Raw genomic sequence first — 19,174 nt, 5'->3', positions numbered from 1 at the left:
GATAGCACCCCACCTGCGCAAACCCCGAAAACCCCGAGAAAGGGCCCCCGATGACCCCTGCTCTCCTTACTGCCGCCTGCCTGATCATCGTCACGCTCGGTTACGCGACTGTGTGTGCAGGCAGCCCGTTCGGCACCTGCCGCAAGTGCAACGGCTTCGGTTTCGCCACGACCACCGACCGCAAGGGACGGCCCAAGCGCGGCAAGAGCTGCCGCCGCTGCAAGGCCACCGGCAAGCGCATACGCGTCGGCCGCTGGCTCTTCAACCGCGCTCAGCGGATCTACCGCGAAGGCACCCACTGACCACCCCGCCGCACGACTCGAAGAAGGTTCCGCCCATGGCCGTGACCGTCTCCCTGGTCCTGCTCTTCGGACTCGTCCTGTTCTTCCTGCTGCGCTCCAAGTCCGTTGGCTACGGCGCCGCGTTCATCGCCGCCGGGTTCGGCTTCTTCCTCGCCTCCACCGGCGCCGCCGGACCCATCAACGAACTCACCGCAGCCGTCATCAACGCCATCCCTGACCTGTAGAGGAGTACCGCCGTGAACCGCAACCGTCCCCCGGACGCCACCGTGGGGTTACTCGCCCCGCACATCCCCGCCGAGATCTACCGCCGTGCCGAGGCGACCGGACAGCCCATCGTCATCGTTCAGGCCGCCACGCCGCCGCGCACCAACCGGCGCGACCACCTGTATTACCTCGCCATCGGACTGGCCGGAGCAGCCGGAGTCATGGGCCTGGTCGCCGCTGCCCTGGCCCTGTTCGAGTTCGCCGTGCGCACCGCCGCACTGGTCGCCGGAGCCGCCGGACCCATCGGCATCGGCGGGATCACCCTGCGCCTGGCCCGCCCCACCACCAAGTAGCCCGGAGGAAGCCATGTTCGAGATCCGCGTCATCTGCGACCCGGCCGACAGCGACCGCGTCAGCACGGCCCTGTCTGAGTCTTTCGCCACCGAAACCGTGCGCCAGTACCCCACCCGCGACGGACAGCGCGCCCGCCTGTACGTCACCGCCGACCACCACGCCGAGCCGGAGCCGTGGCCCGCCCCGGAAGAGGCGTACGCGCTCGCCCCGAGCATCATCCGCGAGATCGGATGGACCGCCGAGCAAGCCGCCAACAAGCCGTTCGGCAGCGAGCTGCCGCGTGACTTCTGGCTCCGCAAAGCGGCAGTCCTGGACCGCATCGCCCTCAAAGACGAAGACGACGGGTTCCCGGGCGACGCGGCCGAGGTGGCCACCGAAGCGGCCCGGCGCCTGATGGACCTGGACGACGCGGCCGTCATCTGCGACCCGCGCCACTACGTCCGTCAGCAGTACGGCCGTTGGGCCAAGAACCAGTAGCAACGCCGCGGCGGCGGGACTCCCCAGCAAGGTCGCCCGCCGCCGCGGTTCTCCCTGCCCATCCGTAGACAGAACAGGAGGACCCCCAGCATGCCTCACCTGGACGGTTCCGCCCAGCTCGCCGCAGCGCTTGATGCAGCGTCGCGCGGCTGGCACGTCTTCCCCCTCGTTCCCGCCGACAAGCGGCCCGCGATCGCCGATTGGGAGCAGCACGCCACCACCGATCGCGAGCGCATCACCCGAGGCTGGGCATGCGCCGCGTACAACGTCGGCATCGCCACCGGCCCTTCGGGCCTGGTCGTCATCGACCTGGACCGGCCCAAGCACCCCGCCGACACCCCGCCGGCGGATTGGGTCCAGCATGGCGTCACGGACGGCGCCGATGTGCTCGCCGTGCTCTGCGAGCGTCACGGCCAGCTCTTCCCCGCCGACACGTACACGGTGCGCACTTGGAGCGGCGGCACCCACCTGTACTTCGCCACGCCCGAGGGCGAGGTGTTGCGCAACACCGCCGGGGACAGCGCCCGCGGGCTGGGCTGGAAGGTCGATACCCGCGCCGTCGGTGGGCTCGTGGTCGGCGCGGGCAGCACATTCGGTCAACGCCCCTACGCGGTCGCCCACAACGCGCCCGTGGCGCCCTTGCCGGGCTGGCTCGCCGAACTGCTGCGCCCGGCCCCGCTGCCCCCGCAGAAGCCCATCACGGTCGCCGTCGCCGGTCGCGGACGGCGCACCGCCTTCCTGCGCTCCGCCGTCAACGGGGAAGTGGAGCGAGTCACCGGCTCCGGACCGCACCAGCACAACGACGCGCTGTACATCGCCTCGGTCGCCCTGGGACAGCTCGTTGCCGGGGGAGAGCTGAGTGAGACCGACGTGACCGGCTGGCTGTTGACCGCCGCGCTCCAAGTCGGCCAGGGCGAGCGCGAGGCACGGCGCACCATCGCTTCCGGGCTCAGGGCCGGAGCACGACGTCCCCGGACGGTCGCCGCATGACCGCCAACCCCATCCCGCCCCTGCACCTGTACTCCGTGCCCAGCGACCCCGAGACGGCCCCGGTGGCGGCGCCGAAGCGGGAGCGCCCGCGGACCGCATGGACGGCCGATCAGCTCATGGCCGCCCACTTCCCCGAGCCGAAGTGGGCCGTGCCCGGCATCCTCGCCGAGGGCGTCAGCCTGCTCGCCGGACCGCCCAAGGTCGGCAAGTCCTGGCTGTCCCTCGGACTGGGCCTGTCGGTCGCGGCCGGGGGCAAGGCGTTTGACTCCGTGCCCGTTCAGGGCGGCCCGGTGCTCTACCTCGCCTTGGAAGACACCCCGCGCCGTCTCCAGACCCGCATGGGCAAGCTCTTGGGCGGACAGAAGGCGCCCGCCGGGCTCACCCTCGTGACAGAGTGCCCGCCCTTCCCCCAGGGCGGCACCGAAGCCATCGCCCAGTGGTTGGAGCGCAACCCCGACGCGCGCATGGTCGTCATTGACGTGTTCGCGAAGATGCGGGGGCAGGCGCCGCAAGGAGTGTCGGCGTACGACGCGGACTATGTGTCCGTCGGCTACGCCAAGCGGCTCGCCGACCACTACGGCGTGGCTGTCGTCCTCGTGCACCACGTCCGCAAGGCAGGCTCCGAGGACTTTCTCGCCGAGGTCTCTGGCACCAACGGCATCGCCGGAGCCGCGGACGCCACGCTCGTACTGAAGCGGGCCCGCGGACAGGCGGACGGCATCCTTCACGTCACCGGTCGTGACGTGGACGAAGCCGAGTACGCCCTCAGCTTCCAACCGGCCTCCGGAGCCTGGCACCTGTTGGACGGCCCGGTCTCCGACCACACCGTCAGCGACACCCGCGCCACGATCCTGCGCTACGTCCGCGCCCACCCCGGCGCGAGGCCGAAGGACATGGCGGGAGAGCTGCCGCAGGTCGACATCGACACGATCCGCCGCACGTGCAACCGCATGGCCGACGCCGGACAGCTCAGCAAGGACGCCAGCGGCCGGTACTACCCGGACACCGAGACCCGGACACAGAGCGGCCAAGAGGTGTCCGAGCTGTCCGGCTGTCTGGTTACCCCATCTGACCAGCACGAACACCCCGGACAGTCGGAATTGGAGCTGTCCTGCCTGTCCGGTGCGGACGAAGCCGAAGGGATGGTGACATGAGCGCCCGTGCAGCGGACGACAAGATGACCGTCAAGGAGGTCATCGATGATCTGAAGGTTGCCCCGTCGACCTTCTACCGGTGGCGCCAGCTCGGGAAGGGGCCCCGCTCGATCAAGCTCCCGAACGGTGACGTGCGGATCCGGCGGTCTGAGTACGAGCGTTGGCTTGCGGAGCGGGAGGACGCTGCGTGAGCACCGAAAACGACACCCCTGCCGGGCGCCCTCGCGGGTCCGCCCGGCCGGGCTACTCCTTCGACGTCAAGCTGTGGAAGGTGTCCAAGACCGGGCGCAAGTCCCGCCCGTGGCGCCTCCGGTGGGTGGTCGCAGGGCAGGTGTACGGCGACACGTTCACCACGTTTGCTCTCGCGGAGAGCCGACGGTCCGAGCTGTGGCAGGCCATGAACCGGCGCGGTGAAGCGTTCGAGATCGAATCGGGGCTGCCTGAGTCCGAGGTGCGTGCGGCGGCCGAAGCTGCCGAAGCAGCTGACGCCGAACCGCCGTTGCGGTGGTTCGAGTTCTGCCGGAAGTACGTGGCCGGGCGGTGGCGTACGAGCGCAGCCAAGACCCGCGAGGGCATGGCGGACGGCCTTGCGGCCGTGACGCTCGCCATGGTCAAGCGCGGGGATGACACTCCCGAGGATGGGTCCCTGCGGTTGGCCTTCCGGTGGGGGATCGTGCCCGCGAACGAGGGGGAGGACCCGCCGGCCGAACTCAAGGCTGCGTACGAGTGGGTCACGACGGCCGACCGGCCGTTGGGCGACCTGGCCGACGCCGATGTGTTCGAGAACGTGCTCTACCGCGTCAGCTACAAGCTGGATGGCACCCCGGCCGCGGGCGACACGTACAAGCGGCGCCGACGGGCCCTGAATGCCGCTCTCGAACACGCTGTGAGCGTGGGGGAACTCCCGGAGAACCCACTCCAGCGGACCCGCCGGAAGCGCGTGGGATCCAATGACGTGGTGGACCCGCGCGTCCTGGTGAACGCCGTACAGGCCCGGCAGTTGCTCACCGCCGTCTCCTACGTCGGGTCGTGGGATCGCTGCCGTGGGCGGCGCCTGGTGGCCTTCTACGCGGTCCTGTACTACGCGGGGCTCCGGCCTGCTGAGGCGGTCGGGCTACGGCTGTCGGACAGCCACCTGCCAGAGAAGGGCTGGGGCACGCTGACGCTCCGGGAGACGCGTCCTGTCTCCGGCAAGCAGTGGACGGACTCCGGGGAGCGGCACGACCGCCGGGGACTGAAGGCGCGGGAGGCGTCCACCGACCGGCCGGTCCCCATCCCGACCGTCCTGGTCGCGATCCTCCGGGCCCACCTGAAAGAGTTCGGGACGGCCAAGGAGGGACGCGTGTTCGGCAACGAGCGCGGGGGAGTGGTCGGCTCGTCCACCTACTGGCGGGTATGGGAGGAAGCGCGGGAGTACGCCCTACCGCCGGAGCGCATCGACTCGCCGTTGGCCGGGCGCCCGTACGACCTGCGGCACGCGTGCATCACGCGGTGGCTGAACGCTGGGGTGCCCATCGCTGAGGTGGCCCGGCGGGTCGGCAACTCGCCGGAGGTAATCCACCGCCGGTACCACGGCTGTATCGACGGCCACGAGGAAGCAGCCAACGCGAAGATCACAAAGGTTCTGGAAGAAGAGGGCGACGTGGCCTAAGCATCCGCCTGCCACGTAATTAACTACATATCTCCTAGAGCGAGTTGGACACTCAGTGTCCTCAGAGTTGACCGAGTTGCTCGCCACGAGTCGTAGGCGCATCCTGGAGAAGATGAGGGAGTCTTAGGCCCTTCCAGGGAAGCCGTTACATTGTGACCAACCCGGCTCTCCCCAACCGTGATTTCCTGAATCCTTGCGACTCCACCGACAAGGGAAACCGGGATGGTGTTGCGGGAATTTCTGTCTATTCCGCCAAAGGGAGAGAGCTGCCATGCCGACTTACAACGAAGACCCCGTCGTCAGTTCTGATGACGGTACGGCCGTCTGGGGTAAAAGCAGTACCTGGGTGGGAGTATTTGGCGAGAGTCAAAGCACGACTGGCGGCCATGGAGTGCTGGGGCAAGCCCTCGGTACCGGGGTTGCCGGAGTCAGCAAGACCTGGGTAGGCGTTTATGGAGAGTCCAGTGGTGCTGCAAATGGCCCTGCGGCGATCTGGGGAGACGGCAAGGACGGAGCCTTTGGCGTAAAGGGGCACGCGCGAGCCCAGGGAGCTGCCGGGGTAGCGGGGTATAGCCTCACCAACAAAGGTCCTGGAATCTACGGTCAAGGGAATCCGGCTGGCCAATTTGACGGAGACGTAATCGTCACCGGCGACTTGGTCCTCACCGGCGGGGACGTAGCCGAAGAGTTCGACATTGCCCAGCAAGTGGCTGACCCGAGTGACGTGTGTCCGGGCACAGTCGTCGTACTCGACAGCAACGGTGCGCTGGCGCCGTGCAGTCGCGCCTACGACGGCGGCGTTGCGGGCGCTGTCGCAGGTGCGGGTGACCGCACCCCAGCGCTGGTTCTCGATCGTCACCAACACGCGGGGCAGGACCCTCTCCTCCGACCGGCTGTCGCCATCACGGGCAAGGTCTGGTGCCGAGCAGATGCGTCCTTCAAGGCCATCCGCGTCGGAGACATGCTTACTACGTCTTCGACTCAGGGACATGCGATGGTCGCGAACGACCGTGACGCTGCATTTGGTGCAGTGCTGGGCAAGGCTTTGACCCCGCTGGACGTTGGCACTGGCCTAGTCCTTACCCTCGTCGGCCTCGCGTGATCCAGCAAGAACTTCAGCTGGGGCCGCACCCGATTCAGACTGAGCGAATAGTGTGGCCCCACTAAACCTGGTCGCGAAAGGCGAGATCATCATGCCTAAACTTCGAACTGCCATCCACAGCGCGCGCGACAGGGGTGTTCTGCCGCAGTACCGCCCAGATGGAAACGTGCGCATGCTGGCACGTAGGCTTGACCGTACAGCGCCTATCTCCATGCGCTCGTTCATTCAACTGCTCGACAGCCTGCACGTCGTAATTCCCCCTCCTACCGGGGGGACGCCTTCGCCGCAACCCCTGCCGCATATCACGGTGGGGACTGATGGTTCAGGCGCCTCAGCCGTCTTTAAGATCGACGGTACTCAATTCAAGCCGAACGTCACAGTGACGGTCAGGGTTGTTGACGACGCCCTTGCGCAGCGGACCTTCACGAAGAGCTCTGAAGCTAACGGAGATTTCCATATGCGACAGAGCATTCCCTGCATATCGGGACTAGGGTTGCATATTTCGGCCACGGACGGTCGACGAGATCCACACGATTTGACGGGGGTTGCGTGGAGTAACACGGTCGATGTGTCTTGCCCCTGAGGCTTCGGCGAGTGCGAGCCGCATCTCTGCGGGACTGCCTATCTTCGATCGTTCCCGAGTCCCCGTCAGCTTGCTGACGGGGACTTTGTGTCAGGGTGAATTCCAGTGAAGGTTGCAGAAAGTGGTCAGCCGAGTTGCGACGAGGTACGTGAAGAGTTCGGTGGGTTTCTCCCAGTTGAAGATCTTGTGGACGCGGTGACGAAGGAGACGGTCTTCGGCACTGTCGAGAGACGGAACGGTGCCCTTCGGGAACTCACAGCTTCCGCCAGGCGCCCCACACTGTGCCGGCGGTCGTGGCCAAAGCCCGATCAGCCCCACAGCCTCCGGCGATCAGGGCCAGCATTCCCTCTTCCACCAGATGGTCCTCACCTTGGCAGACGCCGCACGTCGCAGCGCTTGACGCCTGACGGGTGTGTCGGAGGTGTGTCGCGAACACTGAGAGACAACGAGAAAGAGCGGGAGTCAGTGAGACTGACTCCCGCTCTCTCATCTAGGCATCCGCCCAGCTCAGCGCATGATTCTTGCTGGCTGTGTGGCGAGTGCCCCCGGCAGGATTCGAACCTGCGCACACGGCTCCGGAGGCCGTTGCTCTATCCCCTGAGCTACGGGGGCGTGTCGGCCGCGGTGTGTGCGGCGACGGGTAGAACCCTACCAGCTCTTTCGGGGGTGACTGGCATGGGTTTACGTGGGGAGGGGCGGTGTCCTGAGGAGGGGGAGGCGGGTCGTCCGTGGGGGAGGGGTGGGGGCCCCGTATGGGGGTGGAAGTGGGGAAAACCCGGACGCGGCGGTGGGGACGGACCTACTCTCGAGTTGTGCCAGGCGCGTCCGGGCGGGTGCTTGTTGTGGACGACAACAAGGTCATCCGGCAACTGATCAGGGTCAACCTCGAGCTGGAGGGCATCGAGGTCGTGACCGCGGCCGACGGTGCCGAATGCCTGGACGTCGTGCATCACGTGCGACCCGATGTGGTGACCCTGGATGTGGTCATGCCTCGGCTCGACGGGCTGCGGACCGCCGCCCGGCTGCGTGCCGATCCACGGACCCGGAATCTTCCCCTCGCCATCGTCAGTGCCTGCACTCAGTACGAGGTCGAGAGCGGGCTCGATGTGGGTGTCGACGCCTTCCTTGCCAAGCCTTTCGAGCCTTCGGAACTCGTGCGGCTCGTAAGGGAGTTGATGGAGCGGCGGGGGAGTGAGGGTGTCGGGGGCGGAGGCGGAGGCGATGCGGGCTTGTCGTTCGAAGGTGCCTTTCGTGCGGAGGGCTTCGCCACGGAAGGGTTCGGTGCGGACGGGTTCGGGGTGGACGAGGCCGAGCGTGCTGGGCGTGCCGGGCACTGAGGTCGTAGCCGTAGTCCTAGTCGACGGAGTGACAGTCGTGCGGCCTTGTGGAGTCGTTGCGGCCGTGGGGTACGGCCGTCTGTGAGGGCGGGGTGTCTCGGCTGCCGCCCCCCCTGGAACCCTCGTCCACATCCCGGACCCCGGCAAAACCGAGTCGCCTACCCACCCCCCTCCTCCCCTACGCTTGTCCCGTGACCCCCGTCGAGCTCTCCCGTACCGTGCTGCGCGCGGTGCGTCGTGCTGTGGACGAGGGGGAGCTGAGCGTGGTCGTGCCGGTGCGGGCGGTGGTGACGCCGCCGGGGCCGGGCGGGTGCGGGGACTACGCGACGAACATCGCGTTGCAGATCGCGCGCTCGGCCGGACGGCCGCCCCGGCAGGTGGCCGAGATCCTGCGGCCCCATCTCGCCGGTACGGACGGTGTCACCGACGTGGCGATCACCGGCCCGGGGTTTCTCAACATTCGGCTCGCGGACGCGGCCGGCGCCTCCCTCGTACGGGAGATCCTGCGCGGTTCCTACGGCCACGGGGACGCCCTCGCCGGGAAGACCGTCCCGCTCCGGATCCCGTACGACGTCCGCGCGGAGGTCGTCGCCGACGCGGTCGTACGGATCGTCGCCACCCAGGGCGGCCGCGCCGAGGTGCGGCACGCCGAGCCGGTGAATCTGCGGCCCGTGCCGGCGTCCGAGGACCCCACCCCGCTCGGCCCCGACGCCGCCCGCTGGGCCCTGCTCCACCCGGCCGGCCATGATCGGCCCCGGATCACGGCGGACCACCTCGTCCAGCGCGAGAGCAACCCTCTCTTCCGCGTCCGGTACGCCCACGCCCGCACCCGGGCCCTCACCCGCAACGCCGCCGCGCTCGGCTACACCGGCGCCCCCGGCGACGTACGCCATGCCGAAGGCATCCCCGGCGCTCCCGGTGACGTACCCCACGCCGACCACCTCCTCGGCGCCCTCGCCGACCACCCCCATGCCCTGAGCGTCGCCGCGACCCACCGTGCGCCCGATCGTCTCGCCCGGCACCTCGTCAGTACCGCCGACGCCCTGCTCGCCTTTCAGCACACCGTGCTGCCGCTCGGCGACGAGAAACCCTCGGCCGCCCACCGCGCCCGGCTCGCGCTCGCCGAAGCCGCCGGGACGGTGCTGGCCGGTGGCCTGTCCCTGCTCGGCATCAGCGCACCCGACCATCTGTGACTATCTGTGAGAGAAGAATGAGCCGTTCCGCACACCCCGCCGGGCCTCGTCACGCCGATGTCCTGCCCGAGGGCCACTACTCCGCCCCGCCCGCCGACCTCAACGCCCTCGACCCGAAGGTCTGGGCGCACACCGTCACCCGTACGGACAGTGGCGCGGTCAGTGTCGGTGGCATTGATGTGACCACGCTCGCCGAGGAGTTCGGCACCCCCGCCTACTTCGTCGACGAGGCCGACTTCCGGGCCCGCGCGCGTGCCTGGCGTACCGCCTTCGGGCACGACGCCGATGTCTTCTACGCCGGCAAGGCGTTTCTCTCCCGCGCCATCGTGCGGTGGCTGCACGAGGAGGGGCTCAACCTCGATGTGTGCTCCGGTGGGGAGCTCGCCACCGCCCTCTCCGCCGGTATGCCCGCCGACCGGATCGCCTTCCACGGCAACAACAAGTCCACCGAAGAGATCACCATCGCCGTAGAGGTCGGTGTCGGGCGCATCGTCCTCGACTCGTTCCAGGAGATCGTGCGGGTCGCGCACATCGCCCGGTCGCTCGGCAAGCGGCAGCGCGTGCAGATCCGGGTGACCGTGGGCGTGGAGGCGCACACGCACGAGTTCATCGCCACCGCGCACGAGGACCAGAAGTTCGGGATCGCGCTGGCCGATGGGCAGGCCGCGGAAGCCGTGCGCCGCGCGCTCTCCCTCGACGGGCTCGAACTGGTGGGGATTCACTCGCACATCGGGTCCCAGATCTTCGACATGGCCGGGTTCGAGGTCGCCGCCCGCCGGGTCGTGTCGCTCCTCGCCGCCGTCCGGGACGAGCACGGTGTCGAGCTGCCCGAGATCGACCTCGGCGGCGGCCTCGGCATCGCCTACACCAGCGAGGACGACCCGCGCGAGCCGCACGAGATCGCCAAGGCGCTGAGCGAGATCGTGACGCGGGAGTGCGAGGCCGCCAAGTTGCGGACGCCTCGTATCTCCGTCGAACCCGGGCGCGCCATCGTCGGGCCGACCGCCTTCACGCTCTACGAGGTCGGCACCATCAAGCCCCTCGACGGGCTGCGGACGTACGTCTCCGTGGACGGGGGCATGTCCGACAACATCCGGACCGCTCTGTACGACGCCGAGTACAGCGTCGCCCTCGTGTCGCGCTCCTCCGACGCCGAGCCCATGCTCGTCCGCGTCGTCGGCAAGCACTGCGAGAGCGGGGACATCGTGGTGCGGGATGCGTTCCTGCCCGCCGATCTGGCGCCCGGTGACCTCATCGCCGTGCCGGCCACCGGTGCGTACTGCCGGTCCATGGCCAGCAACTACAACCACGCGCTGCGGCCGCCGGTCGTCGCCGTGAACGACGGCGAGGCCCGGGTGATCGTCCGTCGAGAGACGGCGGAGGACCTCCTGCGCCTCGACGTCGGGTGACGGGGTGGATGGCACAGCGGATGACACAAACGGATGACACAGGTGACCCGGTGACCCGGGTGGAAGATCTCCTGTATTCACCCACTCGAAAAATGAAATAAGCGTCTCACGATCCGGACAAAGGATAGAAAGTCCGGTCCGGTGAGTGAGACTGGTCCAACCGTAGACGGTACGAGGAAACGAGGTCGGATGATGCGTACGCGTCCGCTGAAGGTGGCGCTGCTGGGCTGTGGGGTAGTCGGCTCAGAGGTGGCGCGCATCATGACGACGCACGCCGCCGACCTCGCGGCCAGGATCGGCGCCCCGGTGGAGCTGGCCGGAGTCGCCGTCCGCCGCCCCTCCAAGGTCCGTGAGGGTATCGACCCCGACCTCGTCACCACCGACGCCACGGCGCTCGTCAAACGCGGGGACATCGACGTCGTCGTCGAGGTCATCGGCGGTATCGAGCCCGCCCGCTCCCTCATCACCACCGCCTTCGAGCACGGCGCCTCCGTCGTCTCCGCCAACAAGGCGCTGCTGGCCCAGGACGGCGCGGCGCTGCACGCCGCCGCCGAGGAGCACGGCGAGGACCTCTACTACGAGGCGGCCGTCGCCGGTGCCATCCCGCTCATCCGGCCGCTGCGCGAGTCCCTCGCCGGCGACAAGATCAACCGCGTGATGGGCATCGTCAACGGCACCACGAACTTCATCCTCGACAAGATGGACTCCACGGGGGCGGGCTACCAGGAAGCCCTCGACGAGGCCACCGCGCTCGGGTACGCCGAGGCCGACCCGACCGCCGACGTCGAAGGCTTCGACGCCGCCGCCAAGGCCGCGATCCTCGCCGGAATCGCCTTCCACACGCGCGTGCGGCTCGACGACGTGTACCGCGAGGGCATGGCCGAGGTCACCGCCGCCGACTTCGCCTCGGCGAAGGAGATGGGCTGCACCATCAAGCTGCTCGCCATCTGCGAGCGGGCCGCCGACGGGGGGTCGGTGACCGCGCGTGTGCATCCCGCGATGATTCCGCTGACCCACCCGCTCGCCTCCGTGCGCGGCGCGTACAACGCCGTGTTCGTCGAATCGGATGCCGCCGGGCAGCTCATGTTCTACGGTCCGGGCGCCGGCGGCGCCCCCACCGCGTCCGCCGTGCTCGGCGACCTCGTCGCCGTCTGCCGCAACAAGCTCAGCGGTGCGACCGGCCCCGGCGACTCCGCATACACCCAGCTGCCCGTCTCGCCCATGGGCGAGGTCGTCACGCGTTACCACATCAGCCTCGACGTGGCCGACAAACCGGGTGTTCTCGCCCAGGTGGCCACCGTCTTCGCCGAGCACGGCGTGTCGATCGATACGGTTCGACAGCAGGGCAAGGCCGGCGAGGCCTCTCTCGTCGTCGTCACCCATCGAGCGTCCGACGCGTCCCTGAACGGGACCGTGGAGGCGCTGCGCAGCCTCGACACCGTGCGGGGTGTCGCCAGCATCATGCGGGTTGAAGGAGAGTAACCAGCAATGACCCACCAGTGGCGCGGAATCATCGAGGAGTACCGGGACCGGCTTCCGGTGTCCGACAGTACGCCGGTCGTGACGCTCCGTGAGGGCGGTACGCCGCTCGTGCCCGCGCAGGTGCTCTCCGAGCGCACGGGCTGCGAGGTCCACCTCAAGGTGGAGGGCGCGAACCCGACCGGGTCCTTCAAGGACCGCGGTATGACCATGGCCATCTCGAAGGCCAAGGAGGAGGGCGCGAAAGCCGTCATCTGCGCCTCCACCGGCAATACGTCCGCGAGCGCCGCGGCTTATGCCGTACGCGCCGGGATGGTCTGTGCCGTTCTCGTGCCGCAGGGCAAGATCGCGATCGGCAAGATGGGTCAGGCCCTCGTGCACGGCGCGAAGATCCTCCAGGTCGACGGCAACTTCGACGACTGTCTGACGCTGGCGCGCTCGCTGTCGGACAACTACCCGGTGGCGCTGGTCAATTCGGTCAACCCGGTGCGCATCGAGGGCCAGAAGACCGCCGCGTTCGAGATCGTGGACATGCTCGGCGACGCACCCGACATCCACGTCCTGCCGGTGGGCAACGCGGGCAACATCACCGCGTACTGGAAGGGCTATCAGGAGTACGCCGCCGACGGCATTGCCCGGCAGACCCCGCGCATGTGGGGCTTCCAGGCCGCCGGTTCCGCGCCCATCGTGCGCGGCGAGGTCGTCAAGGACCCCTCGACCATCGCCACCGCGATCCGCATCGGCAACCCGGCCTCGTGGAAGTTCGCGCTGGCCGCGCGGGACGAGTCCGGCGGCCTCATCGACGAGGTGACGGACCGTGAAATCCTGCGCGCCTACCGGCTGTTGGCCGCGCAGGAGGGCGTCTTCGTCGAACCCGCGTCCGCCGCGTCCGTCGCCGGTCTGCTGAAGGCCGCCGAGCAGGGCAAGGTCGACCCCGGCCAGAGGATCGTCTGCACGGTCACTGGAAACGGGCTCAAGGATCCGGACTGGGCCGTCGCCGGCGCCCCGCAGCCGGTCACCGTTCCGGTGGACGCGGTCACGGCGGCGGAGCGGCTCGGACTGGCGTAAAGCCGCCTGACACAAACCCGCCAGAGGCAACCCGTCGGGCGCGAACCTGCCGGACGTAATCTGTCAGGCGCGAACCCGCCAGACGCAACCTGTCAGGCGACAGACGCGAACCCGTCCAACCCGTCCAACGCGGCCCGGGAAAGGCCGTAGTCAGGGCCACCCCTACCGCAACCCGATGGGGGGTGCACAGGGGGCTTACGACACGCATCGTGCGCCTCCTGTGCGCCCTATGTCGCCACAGAACCTTCCTTCGATAGGCTGTACCTAACCCGCCTGCCGCATATGCCTCCGCATACGGCACGGTGCCGCGCCGTCATTGCGGCCAGAGGGTCTCCACGTACCTATCGAATGTCTTCGACAATCACGCAGCTCAAGGAGAGTCATCGAGCGATGGCCGGTCCAGCGTTCCGTGCCGCCGCCGTCCGGGTGCGCGTCCCCGCCACCAGCGCCAATCTCGGGCCGGGCTTCGACGCCTTCGGCCTGTCACTGGGGCTGTACGACGACGTGGTCGTCCGGGTGGCCGACTCCGGGCTGCACATCGACATCGCAGGTGAGGGCAGCGAGACCCTCCCGCGCGACGAGAGTCATCTCCTCGTACGCTCCCTGCGCACCGCCTTCGATCTGCTGGGCGGACAGCCGCGCGGCCTCGAGATCGTCTGCGCCAACCGCATCCCGCACGGGCGGGGCCTCGGCTCGTCCTCGGCCGCGATCTGCGCCGGCATCGTCGCCGCGCGTGCCGTGACGATAGGCGGCGACAGTAAACTCGACGACACCGCGCTGCTCGAGCTCGCCACCGAGATCGAGGGACACCCCGACAATGTCGCGGCCTGTCTGCTCGGCGGCTTCACGCTTTCCTGGATGGAGGCCGGTGCCGCGCGCGCGATCAGGATGGATCCCGCCGATTCCATCGTTCCGGTGGTTTTCGTACCGGGAAAGCCGGTCCTCACCGAGACCGCGCGCGGTCTGCTGCCACGCACCGTTCCGCATGTCGACGCCGCCGCCAACGCGGGCCGTGCCGCACTGCTCGTGGAGGCCCTGAGCCGCCGCCCCGAGCTGCTGCTGCCCGCCACCGAGGACCGGCTGCACCAGGAGTACCGCGCCCCGGCGATGCCGGAGAGCGCGGCGCTGGTGGAGCGGCTGCGGGCCGACGGCATCCCCGCGGTGATCTCCGGCGCGGGCCCCACGGTCCTCGCGCTGGCCGACCACGAGTCGGCCGACAAAGTCGCCCACCTCGCAGGTCAGGGCTGGGCCGCCAATCGACTGGACCTCGATGCCCAAGGGGCGAGCCTGTTGCCGCTCGCCCCGGTCGGTGTCCAGTAAAGGCGCGCGGTTGCCGGATTTCGAGAGGGGGAATGTTTGTTGGATCCGGTAGTGTTAACCTCAAGTCTGCACCCGACCCCACCACGGCGAGGTGCTTCACGTCCCCGTCCGGGACAACCATTCTTCCGGGAGCCTCCCAAACTGCTTTGTGCCGTGCATTGGGTGCTATGCGCCGAGCAGTGTTGAGCACGCTCCGGAACCGGCGTGACCGTGCCGATGACACCGCAATTCAGTGCCACGGATCCGGAATCGTCATCACCAGATATGTCTTCCGCCGCTTTGGCGGACCACCGCCCCGGCACGGTCCACACAGCAAGGACCAAAGCCGGACAGCACAACCGGTCGCCGAGCCAGACAGGCCGACGTCCGCTCCAGGGAAGGACCCTTCGTGAGCGACACCACCGATCTGATGGGCGCACGTGTCGAGGAGACCGCTGCCGCGCCCGCCACGGACGCCTCTGCCGCGCCTGCCTCCGGTGCCGGCTCCCGGCGGCGCCGCGGTACCGGCCTCGAGGGCATGGTGCTGGCCGAGCTGCAGCAGGTCGCGTCCGGCCTCGGTATCAGGGGCACCGCGCGGATGCGCAAGAGCCAGCTGATCGAGGTCATCAAGGAGGCGCAGGCCGGGGGAGGAACCTCGGCGAAGAGCGCCGCATCCTCGCCCGCCGGGGACGCCGCCGAGGCCAAGCCGAGGCGCCGCGCCACCTCCAAGGCCCGTACGGGCGAGGAGGCCGCCGCGGCCGAGAGCAAGGCCGGAAAGGCAGCGGACAAGGCCGTGGCCCCCGTGGCCCAGCAGCAGATCGAGATTCCCGGCCAGCCGGCCAGCGACGACGCCCCTGTGGGCGAGCGTCGCCGTCGCCGCGCCGTGGCCGAGGCGGGCAGCCCCGAGACGGTCACCGCCGAGGCGAAGAGCGAGCCGAAGGTCGAGGTCTCCGTGGAGGCCAAGGCCGACGGTGACAGCGCCGAGGGCCGTCAGGGCCGCCGTGACCGCCGTGACCGCGCCGACCGTGACCGTGGCGGCCGTGACCGCGACCGCCGGGGTGGCAAGGGCGACGAGCAGCAGGGTCAGGGCCAGGGCGGCGGCGCCGGTCAGCAGCGCCAGGAGCGCCAGGAGCGCCAGGACCGGCAGCAGCAGGGTGGCGGCCGTCAGGATCGCCAGGACCGTCAGCAGCGCGACAACGGCCCGCAGGACGACGATGACTTCGGCGACGGCCGTCGCGGGCGTCGCGGGCGCTACCGGGATCGCCGTGGCCGTCGTGGCCGCGAGGACTTCGGGCCCAACGAGCCGCAGGTCGCGGACGACGACGTCCTGATCCCCGTCGCGGGCATCCTCGACATCCTCGACAACTACGCGTTCATCCGTACGTCCGGCTACCTGCCGGGTCCGAACGACGTGTACGTCTCCCTCGCCCAGGTCCGCAAGAACGGTCTGCGCAAGGGTGACCACGTCACCGGCGCGGTCCGGCAGCCGAAGGAGGGCGAGCGCCGCGAGAAGTTCAACGCGCTCGTGCGCCTGGACTCCCAGAACGGCATGGCGCCCGAATCCGGCCGCGGGCGACCGGAGTTCAACAAGCTGACGCCGCTGTACCCGCAGGACCGGCTCCGTCTGGAGACCGACCCGGGCGTGCTGACCACCCGCATCATCGACCTCGTGTCGCCGATCGGTAAGGGCCAGCGCGGTCTGATCGTGGCCCCGCCGAAGACCGGCAAGACCATGATCATGCAGGCGGTCGCCAACGCGATCACGCACAACAACCCCGAGTGCCACCTGATGGTCGTCCTGGTCGACGAGCGTCCGGAAGAGGTCACCGACATGCAGCGGTCGGTCAAGGGCGAGGTCATCTCCTCGACCTTCGACCGCCCGGCCGAGGACCACACCACGGTCGCCGAGCTCGCCATCGAGCGCGCCAAGCGCCTGGTGGAGCTGGGCCACGACGTCGTCGTCCTGCTCGACTCGATCACGCGTCTGGGCCGTGCGTACAACCTCGCCGCCCCGGCCTCCGGCCGCATCCTGTCCGGTGGTGTCGACTCGACGGCCCTCTACCCCCCGAAGCGCTTCTTCGGTGCGGCCCGCAACATCGAGGACGGCGGTTCGCTGACCATCCTCGCGACCGCGCTCGTCGACACCGGGTCCCGCATGGACGAGGTGATCTTCGAGGAGTTCAAGGGCACCGGCAACATGGAGCTCAAGCTCGACCGGAAGCTCGCCGACAAGCGCGTCTTCCCGGCGGTGGACGTCGACGCGTCCGGTACCCGTAAGGAAGAGCTCCTGCTCGGCAGCGACGAGCTCGCCGTCACCTGGAAGCTGCGTCGCGTGCTGCACGCGCTCGACCAGCAGCAGGCGATCGAGCTGCTGCTCGACAAGATGAAGCAGACGAAGTCGAACGGCGAGTTCCTGCTGCAGATCCAGAAGACGACGCCGTCGCCGGGCAACGGCAACGACTGACGTCAGCAGGATCAGTAGTCGGTAGTCAGTAGCCGGTCGGTAACTGGTCAGTAGCGCAAAGGGCCGCCCCCGTCACCCAGGTGACGGGGGCGGCCCTTTGCGTGGAATGGGACAGGTGTACGATCGCGATTCTTTGAAACTTCTTAGAACTCGCAAGCTCCAGGGGGGACTTGAGTGAATACGTCCATGTCCGGGCGTGGTCGTCACAGACGCCGTATACGTATAGCCGTGCCTGTCGCGGCGGCGACTCTGGCGGCCGCCGTCGGCGGCGCGCTCCTGATGTCGTCCGCGAACGCCGCACCCACGCCGTCGACGTCGATGGCGAAGCCCAGCACCTCCTCGCCCTCCCTGACCGAGCTGCAGCAGCGGATAGCGGGAGCCGTCGCCAGTGACGGCACGGCCGGTGGGACGGCGACGAAGAAGTCCGCGCTGAGCGCGGGCACGGGCGGCACGACCATCGAGCCGAAGATCATCGGCGGCACCACGACGGCCATCGCCACGGCCCCGTGGATGGCGCAGCTCTGGTACCTCGACGACAAGGGCACCAGCAGCACCAGCGACGACTTCGGCTTCTTCTGCGGTGGCGCCGTGGTGTCGCCGACGAAGATCCTCACCGCCGCGCACTGCGTCAAGGGCTACGACTGGCACGCGAACGGCGCCATCGTGACCGGCACCTCGCAGCTCCCCTCGGCCGACGGCACCGACGTGCACGGCGGTACCGTCTCGGGCGTCTGGCGGCAGTGGAACCACCCCTCGTACAGCGCGTCGACCATCAACAACGACATCGCGGTGCTCACCCTGCCCAACCCCGTCAAGGCCAAGCCGATCCGGATGACGACGTCGGGCGACACCGCCTCGTACAAGTCCGGCACCGAGGCGACGGTCTACGGCTGGGGCCGCACCAGCTCCACCACCCAGGACATCTCCGAGAACCTGAAGACGGCCACGCTGCCCATCAAGTCGGACGCCACCTGCGCCGCCACCTACGGCAGTGACTTCATCAAGGGCCACATGGTCTGCGCGGGCACCCCGGCGACCGGCAGCGACACCGGCACCACCTCGGCCTGCAACGGCGACTCCGGCGGCCCGCTGGTCGTCGGCGGCGTCAACGGCCGGATCGTGGGTGTCGTCTCCTGGGGTGTGAAGGACTGCGTCGCGAAGGGCGCGTACAGCGTCTTCACGAAGGTCAGCACCTACGTCGGTGCCACGTATCCGCGGATCGAGGACACCAACCTCAGCGGTGACCACAAGGCCGACCTGTTCGTGCGCAAGTCCTCCGGCAAGGAGGCCTTCGAGAAGGACTCCAAGGGCACCTCGTTCGGTGCGCGTCAGTCGTGGGGCATCTGGAGCAGGTCCAACCTGATCCTCCAGACCGACCTCAACCGGGACGGCTACCAGGACTTCATCGAGCGCGTGAGTTCCAGCGGCGACATCCGCTGGCGGCACTACGTGCCGTCCACGGACTCCTGGGCCGACACGAAGCTCTTCACCGACTGGAAGACCCGCACCCGCGTCGTCGCCCCCGGTGACGTGACCGGCGACGCCCTGCCCGACCTGCTCTCCGTCGACTCCGGCGGCGCCCTGTGGATCTACCCGGGCAAGGGCAACGGCACCTTCTCGGCGCGCGTCAAGGTCGGCTCCGGCTGGAACCAGTACAACCTCCTGCGCGGCCACGGCGACTTCACCGGCGACGGCAAGGCCGACCTGATCGCGCGCAGCAAGAGCGGCTCGTACATCTATCTGTACAAGGGCACCGGCAAGGCGGGCAGCGGGGCGTTCTCGGCCCGCGTCAAGGTGCGCACCTGGGCCGGCTACAACGCCTTCGTCGCCCCCGGTGACGTCACCGGCGACGGCAAGGCCGACTTCCTGGCCCGTACGCCCGGCGGCACGCTCTACCTGTACAAGGGCACGGGCAAGGCCACCAGCGAGATCTTCGCCACAAGAATCAAGATCGGTACCGACTTCAAGCAGTACGACATCTTCGCCTGAAACCGCAGGTGAGGCGGGGTTTCCCCGAGCTCGCCGGTGACGCAGCGTGCCCATCGCACCACGTGGTGGGCACGCTGTGTCGTGCAACCCTTTCCCGAGTTTCCCCGTCTGACCGTACG

17 protein-coding genes and 1 tRNA gene are annotated in these 19,174 nt (G+C 68.7%); 17 read left to right on the top strand and 1 reads right to left on the bottom strand.

Translation table 11 applies throughout. The annotated features are described in order from the left end of the window. Positions 1-50: 50 nt before the first annotated feature. From ACX28W_RS27255 to ACX28W_RS27215, 9 genes are all read left to right on the top strand, one after another. Positions 51-302 carry a hypothetical protein gene (locus ACX28W_RS27255; RefSeq protein ID WP_459002155.1) on the top strand — a complete coding sequence of 84 codons (252 nt, stop codon included), beginning with the start codon at positions 51-53 and terminating at the stop codon, positions 300-302. Positions 303-337: 35 nt separating this feature from the next. Then, positions 338-526, top strand: coding sequence for a hypothetical protein (locus ACX28W_RS27250; RefSeq protein WP_459002153.1), 189 nt, complete (start codon positions 338-340; stop codon positions 524-526). A 12-nt stretch (positions 527-538) separates the two neighbouring features. Continuing rightward, positions 539-859, top strand: coding sequence for a hypothetical protein (locus tag ACX28W_RS27245; protein ID WP_459002151.1), 321 nt, complete (start codon positions 539-541; stop codon positions 857-859). A gap of 13 nt (positions 860-872) precedes the next feature. Continuing rightward, positions 873-1,337 carry a hypothetical protein gene (locus tag ACX28W_RS27240; protein ID WP_459002149.1) on the top strand — a complete coding sequence of 155 codons (465 nt, stop codon included), beginning with the start codon at positions 873-875 and terminating at the stop codon, positions 1,335-1,337. Positions 1,338-1,427: 90 nt separating this feature from the next. Then, the gene (locus ACX28W_RS27235; protein ID WP_459002147.1) at positions 1,428-2,327 is read left to right on the top strand and encodes a bifunctional DNA primase/polymerase; all 900 of its coding nucleotides are present in this window, start codon (positions 1,428-1,430) and stop codon (positions 2,325-2,327) included. Beyond that, positions 2,324-3,481, top strand: a complete 1,158-nt coding sequence (locus ACX28W_RS27230; RefSeq protein WP_459002145.1) for an AAA family ATPase — start codon at positions 2,324-2,326, stop codon at positions 3,479-3,481. Before ACX28W_RS27235 ends, ACX28W_RS27230 begins: the two co-directional genes overlap by 4 nt. Then, a complete protein-coding gene (locus ACX28W_RS27225) occupies positions 3,478-3,672 on the top strand; it encodes a helix-turn-helix transcriptional regulator (protein ID WP_459002144.1) in 195 nt (64 codons plus the stop codon). Before ACX28W_RS27230 ends, ACX28W_RS27225 begins: the two co-directional genes overlap by 4 nt. Beyond that, positions 3,669-5,132: a tyrosine-type recombinase/integrase gene (locus tag ACX28W_RS27220; RefSeq protein WP_459002142.1), complete on the top strand. Its 1,464-nt coding sequence runs from the start codon at positions 3,669-3,671 to the stop codon at positions 5,130-5,132. Before ACX28W_RS27225 ends, ACX28W_RS27220 begins: the two co-directional genes overlap by 4 nt. A 271-nt stretch (positions 5,133-5,403) precedes the next feature. Next, a complete protein-coding gene (locus ACX28W_RS27215) occupies positions 5,404-6,234 on the top strand; it encodes a hypothetical protein (RefSeq protein ID WP_459002140.1) in 831 nt (276 codons plus the stop codon). A gap of 1,123 nt (positions 6,235-7,357) precedes the next feature. Here ACX28W_RS27215 and ACX28W_RS27210 read toward each other — a convergent pair. Next, positions 7,358-7,429, bottom strand: a tRNA-Arg gene (locus ACX28W_RS27210). A gap of 221 nt (positions 7,430-7,650) precedes the next feature. Here ACX28W_RS27210 and ACX28W_RS27205 point away from each other — a divergent pair. The 8 genes from ACX28W_RS27205 to ACX28W_RS27170 all read left to right on the top strand — a co-directional run bounded on the left by ACX28W_RS27205 (position 7,651) and on the right by ACX28W_RS27170 (position 19,055). Next, the gene (locus ACX28W_RS27205; protein WP_459002181.1) at positions 7,651-8,154 is read left to right on the top strand and encodes a response regulator; all 504 of its coding nucleotides are present in this window, start codon (positions 7,651-7,653) and stop codon (positions 8,152-8,154) included. Between the two features lie 191 nt (positions 8,155-8,345). Continuing rightward, positions 8,346-9,347, top strand: coding sequence for an ArgS-related anticodon-binding protein NrtL (gene nrtL, locus ACX28W_RS27200; RefSeq protein WP_459002138.1), 1,002 nt, complete (start codon positions 8,346-8,348; stop codon positions 9,345-9,347). 17 nt (positions 9,348-9,364) lie between these two features. Further along, positions 9,365-10,756 carry a diaminopimelate decarboxylase gene (gene lysA, locus ACX28W_RS27195; protein WP_459002136.1) on the top strand — a complete coding sequence of 464 codons (1,392 nt, stop codon included), beginning with the start codon at positions 9,365-9,367 and terminating at the stop codon, positions 10,754-10,756. A 189-nt stretch (positions 10,757-10,945) separates the two neighbouring features. Next, on the top strand, positions 10,946-12,238 hold the full coding sequence (locus tag ACX28W_RS27190; RefSeq protein WP_459002134.1) for a homoserine dehydrogenase: 1,293 nt from the start codon (positions 10,946-10,948) through the stop codon (positions 12,236-12,238). 6 nt (positions 12,239-12,244) lie between these two features. Next, positions 12,245-13,303, top strand: coding sequence for a threonine synthase (gene thrC, locus ACX28W_RS27185; protein ID WP_459002133.1), 1,059 nt, complete (start codon positions 12,245-12,247; stop codon positions 13,301-13,303). A gap of 390 nt (positions 13,304-13,693) precedes the next feature. Continuing rightward, positions 13,694-14,623 (top strand): homoserine kinase, encoded by a 930-nt coding sequence (thrB, locus tag ACX28W_RS27180; protein ID WP_459002131.1) that lies wholly within the window; start codon positions 13,694-13,696, stop codon positions 14,621-14,623. Positions 14,624-15,011: 388 nt separating this feature from the next. Then, a complete protein-coding gene (rho, locus tag ACX28W_RS27175; RefSeq protein WP_459002130.1) occupies positions 15,012-17,066 on the top strand; it encodes a transcription termination factor Rho in 2,055 nt (684 codons plus the stop codon). A gap of 186 nt (positions 17,067-17,252) precedes the next feature. Beyond that, positions 17,253-19,055: a trypsin-like serine protease gene (locus ACX28W_RS27170; protein ID WP_459002128.1), complete on the top strand. Its 1,803-nt coding sequence runs from the start codon at positions 17,253-17,255 to the stop codon at positions 19,053-19,055. Positions 19,056-19,174 lie beyond the last annotated feature (119 nt).

This window comes from Streptomyces sp. SD15, from assembly GCF_054462255.1.
Note: the sequence above shows the minus strand (reverse complement) of the source record. Positions and strands in the feature narration are given on the sequence as shown.